Below are 12,763 nucleotides of genomic sequence, written 5' to 3' on the forward strand. Positions count from 1 at the left end.
AAGAGAACGACTGAAGTCGTTACTACGAACTGAAGAGAACGACTGAAGTCGTTACTACGAACTGAAGAGAACGACTGAAGTCGTTACTACGAACTGAAGAGAACGACTGAAGTCGTTACTACGAACTGAAGAGAACGACTTTAGTTGTGGGTTTTATTACGTTTAATTTTGATAATGAAATTTAAGACAAAAACACAACCACAGATTGAGAAAGATGCACCGTTGGCGGCACGGATGCGACCCCGTTACTTAGAGGAATTTATTGGACAAGCGCATATTTTGGGAGAGGGACGGTTGTTGCGTCGGGCAATTCAGGCGGATCAACTCTCTTCTTTGATTTTTTATGGTCCTCCAGGGACGGGAAAAACTACTTTAGCGCGGGTGATTGCTAATAGTACCCAAGCTCAGTTTATTGCCATTAATGCGGTGCTTTCTGGGGTGAAGGAGATTCGGGAGGCGATCGCCTCTGCTCAACAGCATCGCCAGGAATCTTCCCAACGAACCATTTTATTTGTTGATGAAGTCCATCGGTTTAATAAATCCCAACAGGATGCACTCTTACCTTGGGTGGAAAATGGCACCGTGATTTTAATTGGAGCAACCACAGAAAACCCCTATTTTGAAGTCAATAAAGCCCTAGTCAGTCGATCGCGCATTTTCCAACTCACTCCCCTAACTCCCACGGATTTACAGCACATTTGTGAGCAAACCTTAAACGATGGCGATCGCGGATATGGACATCTCCAGGTCCATCTGGATCCAGAGGCAACGGCTCATCTGGTTGATGTTGCCAATGGCGATGCGCGATCGCTCTTGAATGCCTTAGAATTAGCAGTAGAAACAACCCCTCCAGATGACACCGGCAAGATTCACATCACCTTGGATGTCGCTGAAGAATCCATCCAGAAACGGGCGGTTTTATATGACAAGGAAGGGGATGCTCACTTTGATACCATCAGTGCTTTTATCAAAAGTTTACGCGGTTCTGACCCGGATGCGGCCCTATACTGGTTAGCCAAAATGGTCTATGCTGGGGAAGATCCGCGCTTTATCTTCCGGCGGATGTTGATTTTAGCCAGTGAGGATATTGGACTGGCGGACCCCAATGCTGTGGTAATGGTGAATGCTTGTGCCCAAAGTTTCGATCGCGTAGGAATGCCTGAAGGACGATATCATTTAGCCCAAGCTACGTTATACTTAGCCACCGCTGCCAAATCTAACAGTATTATGGGCTTTTTTGATGCCTTAGCTACGGTAGAAAAAGAACGCGAGGCAGAGGTTCCCAGCCATTTGAAGGATGCCAATCGGGATAAAAAGGGATTCGGACATGGTGCCGGATATTTGTATCCTCACGCCTATCGAGATCATTGGGTAGAACAACAATATTTACCTCAAAGTTTGCAGGGACAGGTGTTTTATCAACCCTCTAATCAGGGGAAGGAGGCGGAAATTGCCACCCAGGTGGCGCGACAGAGGGAAGCGCAGTTAGCGGCAATGGTGGAAGGAGTGGGGGTGGCCCCGGCAGAGGTTCTCACTTATGGTCCTGGCGATCGCAGGGCCGAGCGCTGGTTACAGCGCACATTAGGACAAGTCGGCAGTCGCCTCGGAGAAGTGCGCGATCGCCTCTTTGAAATAGCGCAACCCCAACGGCATCACCTGATTCTGGATTTGAACGCCCAAAGTGGGTTACTCACTTGGGAGGCAGTCCGACGAGTCCCAGAAGGGGGAGTTTATGCGATCGCCCGTCAAGAGTCAGAAGTGAGGGCGTTAACAGAACAATCGGCCTCCCTGCCGGAGTTAATGCGGCCAATGGTGATGGCATCGTCTGTATCTGAAATTCGGCAAACCTTGGAAAAGCAAGCCCCTGGCGTCAAATTTGACCGCATTCTGGGCCGAAATGCTTTGGTTCGGCAAGGGGATAAAATGGCGATCGCTGCGAGTTTGGCATCCCTGCTGTCGGAGTCGGGATGCTTAGTGTTAGGGGAAACCCTGCCGCGTTATACTCAGCGCTTGTATCGGTTGTTAGGGGGGAAAGGACTGAAGGGGAATTTAGGCGATCGGCTGATGGCAGCAGAAGAGGCGATTTATCAAGATTCCCGGGATGCGATGGTGAATTGGGATGCAGCGGATTTGCAACGGGATTTAGAATCCGTGGGGTTTCGGGTAGAAGTGCAAGTTGAGCGATCGCACCAGGAATTACAGATTACTTCCGCCATGCTCGATCGCTGGTTTACTCCTTCAAAATCGGACAAACCAAGCTATGGGGACCGATTGGCACAGATGCTCTCTATGACAGAGGTTCAGGCAGTTGCCGATGCATTCCAGGACCATCTCCTCCATCAAACAGTGCAATGGGAAAGTGCAGTCGCCTTCATCTGTGCCACGGTGGAGTTTTAACAGGATGAGAAGCGATCGCCGGTTATGATCCGCCTAGATGGAGGGTTTGATGCGGGGGGAAAATCGAGTGAGAACCCACCGTTTAATCAACCCTCGCAGGAGCGATCGGCCATATTCGTCAAAGATAATCGGGGGATGGAGGCGAATCGCTTGCGCCAGTTTCTGCCTTGCGCGCTCAATGTCCTGGCGACTGCTACCATATTCTAAATATTGTTGGGTACAATATTCATAAATCCAGGCTAAACTTTGAGGTTTCAGCCGCTGGTATTCCTCGGGAGCAATCGTGGTAAACTGTTTCTCCAACATCGTTAACAGTTGATGTTCAATGCTCTCAATTTTTGAAGTCATTGACCCCACCGATTGACGATACAGAACTTGATGCTGTGGCACCAAAACAAAAGGCCATTGAGCGGCAAGGCGGAGATAATAATCCCAATCTGCACAGTGGGGAAAGGTCGGGTCAAAGTCTCCCACGGACTCAACCGCTTTTCGGGAGACTAAGGGATTTGAGCCATTGGCTAAAAAGTTATTTAACAATAACGCTGGATAAACATTGCCCTCGAAATCGTGAGGATGACCTGGAGCCTGCGTATTGCGTTCTGAATTGAAAAAAATCACCCAACTATAAGCAACCCCGGCCTGGGGGTTACTTTCTAGTGCCGCTAATTGTAACTCTAATTTATCTGGAGTCCATAAGTCATCGGCATCTAAAAATGCGATATAGTCTCCCGTCGCCTCTGCAAGACCTCGATTTCGGGCAATAGATACTCCGGCATTGGGATAGGAAAATACTTTCAATCGCGGGTCATCAATAGTCTTGAGAACGGTCAAGGTATTGTCTGTTGAACCATCATCAACGGCAATCACTTCCCAATCATAATAGGTTTGATTTTGAATCGATTCCCAAGTTTCGATGATGGTTTTCTCCGCATTATAAGCCGGGATAATGATAGATATTTTTGTCATGATTTTGAAATTTACTTCAGATTGAATTTACTAAAAAAGTCTTTAATTTTTTTGGGTTTCATGTTTTTTGTAATTGAGGGCGGCTTTTGGGGTTAGTCAGCCGCAAAAACAATTGTTTTAAAAACATTCTAATTAAACTTTGAGTGTATTCCTCTAATAAGTGGGGGGGATGTAAATAAATTGTTTTACACAATTTAATTCCAACTCCAGATAACTGCTTAAGGGTAGCCTTCTGGCTTTTTAAGTAATGTTCGGCAATATATTGATAAACCCAGGAGAGGCTTTGGTTTTTCAAGGGTTTTAATTCTTGGGGGACGGACTCAAATGTGCGATTAATTAACAGCAAAAGATAATACTCCATAACTTCTATATTAGAAGTCGCTGAATTCGCAGATTGCCGATAAATCACTTGGACTTTGGGGACTAAAACAAAGGGCCAGTTCTGAGCTAATCGTAAATAATAGTCCCAATCTTGACAAGACTTCAAGGTGGGGTCAAAGAGTCCCACCGAGGCGACTGCTTCTTTTCTCACCAAGGGGTTAGAACCATTCTGAATAAAATTTTTAATCAATAAATCTGCATAAACATTCCCTTGGAATGAGTTGGATGTTTCAGCGTAAGACTTTGCTGGCGTTTCATACTGATAATAATTCCAGCTATAGGCTACCCCAGCTTCCGGATGCTCTTGCAGCGCAGCAAATTGTAATTCGAGTTTATCAGGACTCCACAAATCATCGGCATCCAAGAACGCAATAAATTCTCCTCTAGCATAAGAAATCCCTCGATTTCTCGCCACCGAAACGCCTCGATTTTCATAAGTAAAAATCTGCAACCGTTTGTCTTCAATCGTTTGCAATAGGTCTAAGGTTTGGTCCGTAGAGCCATCATTAATAACTAGAACTTCAAAATCACTAAAGGTTTGCTGAAACACTGAATCTAGGGTTTGCAAGATGGTGGCAGCAGCATTATAAGCCGGGATGACAATGGAAATAGTCGGAGACATAAAGTAAAATTTGGTTTGAGAAGGAGGTTTAAATCAATGATTGAGAAGGGAAAATTGATATTTTTTATCCCTAATTTTCGATAAGTTTCAGGATTTCATTCTTGATCCGCTGATATTTATTAACCAGTCGTTATGTAAGGGTGAGCGCTGGGGTTTTGATGAGTAGAGATTTATCAATTTTTTCTTCTTGCCAAACCCGACTGCTAGAGGTATTCTCCATATTGATTGCCTCAATAAACTTATCCTGAACTGTCTCTAAGGCAGGACCTGCCATCATCTCATACAATAATACCACAGCAACAACGCTTCGATATCGCGCTTGATTTACCTCAAAGTTGATGAGGGTTTAGTCCCGGGGGAAAATCGGCTTAAAATCCAGCGTTTAATCAACCATCGAAGGAAACCCCCAATCCAGATAGCTTTGCTTTTGAACAGATATGAAGGGGGCGGCAAGGGTTGTTTCGAGATTATGCTGGGGAATAATGATTGAAATTTTGGACAGTCTTGTGTTAGATCCCTGATGAAAATATTTAGACGAGCTAGGTTTTATTCATGCTGGTTTTTATCCATATATAGCAGTTCTCGGATTGGTGAGGTACTTTTCAAAGCATAAGGCGGCCCAAAGCGGGCCGCCTTATGTTTGGGGCCGCCATCCCTTGATCTTATAAATATGAGAAACGCTATAGATAAGAGATAGAAGGTTTAAACTTTGAGCTTCTTTGTGAAAATATAGTTAAAAGACCAAACGGTAAAGAGGGGAACAGCTAGAAACTGATAGGCTAATACGGCAACAGCAACCCAGATAATACCTCCTTGAATTACACCTAAAATAACGAGGGCAAAAGCTACAGTAAAAATTATATTCCAGTAGAGAGTAATATGAGTTTTTCCCACGGCATTCAGGAGATGAAATGCGTTTGCTCCTAAAGAAATAGGCATCGCTGAAAGGCAGATCAGAATTAAAATTGGAATAGCAGGTTGCCATTTTTCTCCAAAAATAATCGGAACATAAAACGGGGCTAAACAGGATTGTAAAATAATTAAGGGTCCAATAATTATGTAGGTTTTTTTGAGGCTTATCCAAAACCGCTCTTTGAGTTTCTCTAAATTATTTTTGACCTCACAAAAATAAGAAAAAAGGGCAGAATTAAAGGCATTAATGACGTTCATACTAATTCCCAAGCCAGCATTAAAAGCGAAATAATACAACCCTAAAGCCTCAATTCCCAGAAAATGCCCAATCATCAAATAATCTATATTTCCCCTGATTTTACCTAAAAGTTCAACCCCTAAAAGGTTCCCTCCAAATGAGGTTATTTCTTGCCACCGGAGTAAGGTAAAAAAGTTAGGCGGTCGCCAGCTTTGATATTTCCACGTAATAATAATCCAGACAGGAGTCGTGAGAACCATAGGCCAGACAATTGCCCAAACCCCCAATCCCATCAGGGCTAAAATAACAGTGACTATATTGGCTAGTAATGATTGAATTCCATTACATAAAGCAATAATTTTTAACTTATTTTTTCGCTGGATTAATGCAGAATTAATTAAATAAAGCGGCATCATCAAATACATAATACCTGCGGTTGTAATTGGTAAAATCAATCGGTCATTCTGGTAAAAATTTGAAATAATTAATGATCCAACTCCTTGACCCACAAAAATGAAAATACATAACATCCAGTTCAACCAGTAAGAGGTATTACTGAGAACTTCTACATCTTCGCGATCGGCTTGAACAATTTTTGCACCAATGCCTTGGCGCAGGGTAAAGACATTGGCTAATTCAACTACGGTATAAACGATCGCCGTCAGTCCATAGTCTTCCCTACTAAAGGTTCGAGCTAGGGTCACAGTGGTGGCTAAACGAAAGACCCTATTGCATAATTCAGCTCCGCCTAACCAGCCCACATTGCGGATAAATTCACCGGAAAATATACTTCTTATTTTTTGAATTAACATAAACTAATCAATTTCCTACTTTTCGGATATTCTGAATGGGTTGCTGTCTCAAATATGGCACAATTTCGGCGAGAATTCCTTGAATTTCACCCCTAGGAGAGTAACCTTGGATCCGACATCCCTAGGGGCTTTCGGATAAACTGAAGCAGATGATTTGCAATGGATTTAGGTAGAAGCATTTTAATTAACAGCTTGACTGCTATTTTCTGAGTGGTCCGATCGCCAATCATTTTCGGCTGCATGAAAATAGCCAATCGCAGGTGTTTTCCGGCTTCCCGAACTGCATTAATATCGTCACTACGTTGCAAATAAAGTTCAGCACAATATTTATGAAAATTGGTTAGAGTTAGAATTTTCAAAGGTTGCAATTCTGGCGGAGCCGCTTGATAGGCTTTTTCCATTGCAATTAAGGCTTCTCGTTTCATCACTTCAACTTTTGAAGACATAGATCCAGGCATCCGTCGGTACAAAATTTGATAACGAGGAACCACAACAAACGACCAATTTGCTGCCACTCTGAGCCAATAGTCCCAATCTTCACAACTGGCACAAGTGCTATCGAATTCTCCCGCTGATGCAATAGCCTCTCTTCGGATTAATGTATTAGATCCACTATGAATAAAGTCTTGAACTAATAAGCGCTCATAGACATTTCCCGTCCATTCATATCGCGGGGAAGGATGAAAGGTTGGAGGAGTTGCGGTCCCGTCTACATCCATAAAACAAGTCCAACTATAAGCAACCCCTGCTTCTGGAGACTCCTGCAAGGCATCGTATTGTTTCTCTAGCTTATCGGTTGTCCATAAATCATCCGCATCTAAAAATGCAATAAATTCTCCCTTTGCTAAAGCAATTCCACGATTACGAGCCACACCAACTCCCCCATTGGGATAGGTTATAATCTGTAACCGAGGGTCGGAAATCGCTTCAACTAAAGCTGGGGTTTTATCCTGAGATCCATCATTAATGACTAGAATTTCAAAGTCGGTAAACGTTTGCTTTAACACTGAATCAATAGTTTCTAAAATCGTGGCTTCTGCATTATAGGCCGGGATAATAATAGAAACTTTTGGCATGGCTTAACCTTAAAAGTAATTGTGTTGATTTTAGGGAGTGAGGATCAATCCCTATCATTGAGGTGGAATGGTGTTATCCCTTCTCCTAACAAGTGTGGGGTGGCTTTGTCGACCAAGAATTGGGACAATAAATAGTGAGGGGCGCTCACCAAGCGTAAACCCTTGATAATCATAGCTTTGACGATGATTCCCGGACTCACGAGGGTTCTAGGGTGGGGCGATAGTTCCCGGTTAATCGCGATAGACGAGCCCGATCTCATCAATGATGCCGGAGACTATGCCACAGTGGTCAATATCCTTTACTATAATAGAGGATGCTATAGCGAGTCTAAATCATATGGAATTTCGCAATACTGATAAGTCTATAAAAACGAGCCGCGTCAAGCTGTATTTGTAGGGGCTTCGATGCTCGAAGCCCCCGAGGCGCATTGCGCCCCTACAATAATTTTTTATAGACCTTTAAATACCGTATGGAGTATTAGTCCCTCATCCCCGTCCCCTCGGACGCTCTGGGCCGCCTGATGTTGGGGGCCTCCGACGTGGATTGTCAAAATCCTGAAAGACTGGCTATATGTCTGTCATAGTTTTAGTATATTCCATACTCTACTATTTGACCTGCGGAATGTGGGTTCGAGGATCCTCGAACCCCCAGCACTTCCGAAAAAAGGGGAATATAGCTCATGGACTACTCTAAAACCGGGCTATAAGGGAAATTCTCGGGGGGTAGTCAGCCCGGCTCCATCCGTAACCAGGACTAAATGAGATCGGCGGATGCCATTGGGGTAGGGAGCATGGGTAACCTCATGGAAAATGGATGGAGTTTTGGGTAGAAGAAATCCCAGCAGGAGAGCGATCGCACCAGGAATTACAGATTACTGCCAATATGCTCGATCGCTGGTTTAGTCCCTCGAAATCGGCCAAACCCAGCTATGGGGACCGATTGGCACAGATGCTGTGGGGGACGGAGGTTCAAGGCTAGTTTTAACAGTCCAGAAACCGATTCTCTGGCATTTTCCTTCTTTAAACCTAGTCCGAAGATCCAGTATGGGTGAGATGAGAAACCCTGTGTTTTCACGCGATTTCTGCTTACTTACTCTGCACCCAATTTGGGCCAAACCCTCGGTTTCTTGTCCTTGAAAATTAAAACTGTACTTACCCGACCCGACTGTTAGGGTTCAGGTTAGCCAACAGGGTTTGAGACCGTCTGAGTAATGCTCTACCCAGTCTTTTAAAGAAGATATTTCCTTGCTTTTTGAGCCAGTAGATACCCCAAGGGCTGAAGGCGAGTTGGACTGCATAATCTAACTGAGACCGGCTCGATTTTTGAGCGTTTAAAAAGGTCGAAATCGCTTGCAAGTCTTCTAGGTCTTGTGGGGTTTTGCGTGCTTGCTTGAGGGCAATCACAGTGTCTAGGGAAGCAAATTTTAAACCGGCGTAGTAGAAATAATGTTCCGGATTGAAAATGATGTCGTCTTTTTGCAGTCCATTGGCGGGAAGTTGGGAGTTGTGACTGGAGGCGATCATCAGTTGAGTAATCTGCTCAAATCCTTTGTGCAGAACATCTAGCTGCTTGCAATCTCGGATCCCGTATGCGGCAAGTACGGCGCGATCGCTCAAACAAACCCACTCCGAATCGATTTTATTTTCTTCTAACTCTTGGCGATACTGAGTTAATTGCTCGTGAAAGGGCGAAGAGGGATTCAATTGAGTCCTATTTAAAAACCTGATACTGTTGTCGTTCAACAACAGTTCAGCCAACTCTAGGGTCTGATTATGGGTTTGGGTTAGGTACACCGATTCACTTTTGTAACCCCCTAACGCATTTATCTTCTGTTTCGCTGCGATCGCCTCCTCTAAGGTTTCCGATTCAAACATATAAACTCGGGTAATTCCCAAACGCGGGGGTTTCTTGTCTTCGGTCCCATTGATGAGAGCAAGATGATAGCTTAGATGAGCCATCCCTGACTTCCATAAGAAAACATCTTTTTCATAATAGATGCGGCCTTGGGTCTTCAGAATCTCTTCAATTTCTTGAGATTTGCCCCTGAATGACGGTTCTATAATAACCAAATAAGTATTGGGCTTTAATCGACAATATTCTAAAGCCATTGCATCGGAAAATATCCGATTAAATGCTCGTTCTTCAAAGTAGCGATAATCCGCTGGTAACGGAGGATTATTTTCGTCAATTTCTGTGGTTAATAAAGCGGCTATATCGCAATCATATAAAATACAAGCGACTGTGCGATGTCCGCCATCCACCAGAAAATCATTCACCATAGGCACTAAAAAATTTCTTGTGTCAAACCCGGACTCTTTAATCGAATCTAAAACCCGGTTAAACGCTTCAACAAATGCGGTTTTTCCTTCTTTACCCGATCCATCTGGTTCTTGATAGCCATTCAAGGCCCGAACATTATCACAGTAAAGTCTCAAGGCCCAATCAGACTCTATGCCCACCTCTCGATATTTAGCATAGATATACTTAGCCATTCCATCAAATCTCCAAGCATTAATTAATTCTTTGGGGTCCAGGATAGCTACGATATTTTCATTGTGAATTCGAGTATGTTCAAGGGCCATTGGGGTCAGCTTTTGAGTAACTTCTGGGCCAACAATTTTTTGGGACTTTGGTGAAAAAGAATAAGAGCGCTTCATCGTTCTATATGGGTAATAATTATTTGAGAGCAACCAATGGGGAATCTTTTTTAAAGACTTTGGCGATCGCCCAGATTCCAAAGATTGGTGAAACCATCAACTGAGACAAAAGAACACCTGCCGCTACCGCCAGGATTCCCCAACGGACGCAAATCAATAACGTCACACCAAAGATGCAGGTATAAATCAGATTCAAGTACAGGGTGATTCGGGTTTTTCCGACGGTATTGAGGAGGTCGTTGGTAAAGATGGAAAAAGAAAAAGGCAGGACCGACAGGCAAATCAAAATTAAGATCGGAATTCCTTCGGTCCATTTTTCCCCAAATACCAACGGGACGTAGAAGGGTGCTAAACCTGCCTGCAACGCAATAAAGGGTCCGATAATCGAAAAAGTTTTTTTCAAGCTGCTGAAATATCTAGCTTTTAGCTGCTGGATATCATGCTGAACTTGACACAAATAGGGAAACAAGGCGGAGGTAAAGGCACTAATCACATTGCGACTAATCCCGAATCCGGCATTAAAGGCAAAATAATATAAGCCCAAGGCATCCATTCCCAACCCGCGACCAATAATTAAATAATCGATGTTATTCCGGACCTGCTGTAATAAATGGACCCCGAGTAAGTTGCCGCCAAAATGAACAATTTCTTGCCATCGATGTAGGCTAAAGGCTTGCGGGGGCCGCCACGGGTGATATCGCCAAAGAACGATAATCCAGATGGGAGTCGTTAGAATCATGGGCCAAACTACGGCCCAGACTCCCATTCCTAACAGGGCTAATATGACGGTGATGGCGTTAGCAACTAGGGATTGTAAGACCTGACATAAGGCGGTGACTTTAAGGCGATTTTCCCGTTGAATTAATGCAGCATGAATCAGGTAAAAAGGCATCATCAAGTACATTAAAGCTGAGGCACAAATCGGCCAAACCAGTTCTGGGCTGCCGTAAAATAGGCTAATCGGAAATGCTAAGGTGAGTTGCAGAACAAAAATGCCCAAGCATAACATCCAGTTCAGCCAATAAGAGGTATTGCTAATCACCAGGATTTCACCCTCTTCTGCCTGAATGATTTTCGCCCCGATTCCCTTTCTCAGGGTGAATACATTGGCGAATTCAACCACGGTAAAAATCACGGCAGTGAGTCCGTAATCATAAGCACTAAAGGTGCGGGCAAGGGTGACCGTGGTCGCTAATCGGAAGATGCGATTGAATAATTCTGCACCGCCCATCCAGCCAACATTCTGAATAAATTGGCCCGAAAATATCTCTCTAATTTTCTTAAGTTTCATCAGGCTTTTATCCCCTCCACGGCACGAGGGTGAACAGAGTGAGGTAAAAGAACATCCCGTAGTTGTTTGCCAATGACTTCTGGGGAAAAATAACGTTCTACCCGATCGCGAGCACGGGAACCTAGTTCTCGACTCCATGCAGGATCATCTAACAACCGTCCCAAGGCGATCGCCAATGCAGCAGCATCTCCCCGAGGCACAATCATACCACCGGAGTCTTCCCCTCCTTCCAGAATATCCGCAATCCCTGACGCATCCGCAGCGACTACGGGCAGACCGCAAGACATGGCCTCAATGGGAGCCACAGGAAAGCCTTCTTGACGGGAAGGAAAGGCATAAATATTGGCGGCAGACAGGTATTGTTGAATCACCGTGCGATCGCAGACAAACTGGTTTAACCACAGGATTCCCCGCAGTGACATCTCGTCAATCCGTTCCTGAAAAACGTCCGCCTCTGTACCCGTACCCACGATCAGCAGGCGTAAATCCCGATCCGGGCGATCGCCACAGATTTGTTGCCACGCCGCTAACAAAATATCTAAACCTTTGTCCTGTATATCTATTCGTCCATGCCAGACGACTACCTCCGCATTCAACGGAATCCCCAAACTATTTCGCGCTGCCGCTTGATCTTGCCTTTGCCATGCAACCACATCTAAAGGGTTAAAAATTCGGGCAATTTTGGATGCAGAAATGCCATACTGATGACGAATCCGTGCTGCTTCCGTTTGGCTGGCAACAATCACACCAGCACAGCTATGGAACGCCAGATATCGTCCCGGAACTTCTATCAAACTCTTCGTGCGATCGCTCCCTTGGAAGGTGGCATAAGTCGGCAACCCCATCCACTTTCCTAACAACACCGAACTATCAAACCGAGCATACTCATACTCTTGACATAAAATGGCTTGACAATTCTCCTTCCGTAATTCTTGCGCCAGCAAATCCAGAGGCGTAGCTAAATAACTCCCTCCGCTTTTGACGAGATTTTTCAAGACGCTCAAGAAGGACTTCCGCAGGGAATTACTATCCTGAAAATTTTTAAACGTTTCCCCCTCTTGAACCCCATAACCTCGCAGCAACTTTAAGCGAATCCGGCGATAAACATTATAAATCGGCCAAGGGGGTAAGACACAGATTTGAGTCCCGGTAGGCTGATGAACAAACCGAGAGGGTTTTTCAACCTGAGTGGAAATACAAAATAAGACCGTTCGGACTCCCACCCGGTTCAGAGCATCCACATAGCCAAACATCCAACTCCCGACAAATTCTTGACAAAAGGTTTCCAAAGAAATATTGAGACTGTCTAAAAAGTCATCAATTAAGTCCGCATAAGGAAGTAAGGCAATCGTAGGCTTGACATGAGATTCTAGTGGGTGTGATGAGGATATATTCACGATGGTTAGTTGA

Annotated in this window: 10 protein-coding genes and 1 pseudogene; 2 read left to right on the forward strand and 9 right to left on the reverse strand. The window is 44.4% G+C overall.

Features of this window, described 5'->3' with window-relative positions:
• The first annotated feature begins 174 nt into the window (after positions 1 to 174).
• Positions 175 to 2,397 (forward strand): AAA family ATPase, encoded by a 2,223-nt coding sequence (locus NG833_RS12615; protein WP_254565639.1) that lies wholly within the window; start codon positions 175 to 177, stop codon positions 2,395 to 2,397.
• A 33-nt stretch (positions 2,398 to 2,430) separates the two neighbouring features.
• Here the strand turns inward: NG833_RS12615 and NG833_RS12620 are convergent, their stop codons facing one another.
• The 6 genes and pseudogenes from NG833_RS12620 to NG833_RS12645 all read right to left on the reverse strand — a co-directional run.
• Positions 2,431 to 3,363 (reverse strand): glycosyltransferase family A protein, encoded by a 933-nt coding sequence (locus tag NG833_RS12620; protein WP_254565640.1) that lies wholly within the window; start codon positions 3,361 to 3,363, stop codon positions 2,431 to 2,433.
• A gap of 58 nt (positions 3,364 to 3,421) precedes the next feature.
• On the reverse strand, positions 3,422 to 4,366 hold the full coding sequence (locus NG833_RS12625) for a glycosyltransferase family A protein (protein ID WP_254565641.1): 945 nt from the start codon (positions 4,364 to 4,366) through the stop codon (positions 3,422 to 3,424).
• A 130-nt stretch (positions 4,367 to 4,496) separates the two neighbouring features.
• Positions 4,497 to 4,661, reverse strand: coding sequence for a hypothetical protein (locus NG833_RS12630; protein WP_254565642.1), 165 nt, complete (start codon positions 4,659 to 4,661; stop codon positions 4,497 to 4,499).
• A 407-nt stretch (positions 4,662 to 5,068) separates the two neighbouring features.
• Entirely contained in the window at positions 5,069 to 6,328 is a 1,260-nt protein-coding gene (locus NG833_RS12635; protein ID WP_254565643.1) for a lipopolysaccharide biosynthesis protein, read from the reverse strand.
• A gap of 92 nt (positions 6,329 to 6,420) precedes the next feature.
• On the reverse strand, positions 6,421 to 7,404 hold the full coding sequence (locus NG833_RS12640) for a glycosyltransferase family A protein (RefSeq protein ID WP_254565644.1): 984 nt from the start codon (positions 7,402 to 7,404) through the stop codon (positions 6,421 to 6,423).
• Positions 7,405 to 7,457: 53 nt separating this feature from the next.
• A pseudogene (locus NG833_RS12645) lies at positions 7,458 to 7,725 on the reverse strand (DUF4277 domain-containing protein); the annotation flags it as partial.
• A gap of 493 nt (positions 7,726 to 8,218) precedes the next feature.
• On the opposite strand from NG833_RS12645, the gene NG833_RS12650 reads away from it, so the two are divergent.
• Complete coding sequence (locus NG833_RS12650; protein WP_254565645.1) at positions 8,219 to 8,383, forward strand: hypothetical protein; 165 nt, start codon at positions 8,219 to 8,221, stop codon at positions 8,381 to 8,383.
• Between the two features lie 173 nt (positions 8,384 to 8,556).
• Here the strand turns inward: NG833_RS12650 and NG833_RS12655 are convergent, their stop codons facing one another.
• Genes NG833_RS12655 through NG833_RS30835 form a run of 3 tightly spaced genes read right to left on the reverse strand, consistent with a single transcriptional unit; the run spans position 8,557 to position 12,750 of the window.
• Positions 8,557 to 10,062: a hypothetical protein gene (locus NG833_RS12655; RefSeq protein WP_254565646.1), complete on the reverse strand. Its 1,506-nt coding sequence runs from the start codon at positions 10,060 to 10,062 to the stop codon at positions 8,557 to 8,559.
• A gap of 19 nt (positions 10,063 to 10,081) precedes the next feature.
• Positions 10,082 to 11,353: a lipopolysaccharide biosynthesis protein gene (locus NG833_RS12660; RefSeq protein ID WP_254565647.1), complete on the reverse strand. Its 1,272-nt coding sequence runs from the start codon at positions 11,351 to 11,353 to the stop codon at positions 10,082 to 10,084.
• Positions 11,353 to 12,750 (reverse strand): glycosyltransferase, encoded by a 1,398-nt coding sequence (locus NG833_RS30835; protein ID WP_254565648.1) that lies wholly within the window; start codon positions 12,748 to 12,750, stop codon positions 11,353 to 11,355. The genes NG833_RS12660 and NG833_RS30835 overlap by 1 nt, the downstream gene beginning before the upstream one ends.
• Positions 12,751 to 12,763 lie beyond the last annotated feature (13 nt).

It is taken from the genome of Oscillatoria sp. HE19RPO, from assembly GCF_024220515.1.
In the GTDB taxonomy this organism is placed as follows: Bacteria; Cyanobacteriota; Cyanobacteriia; order Cyanobacteriales; family Laspinemataceae; genus Laspinema.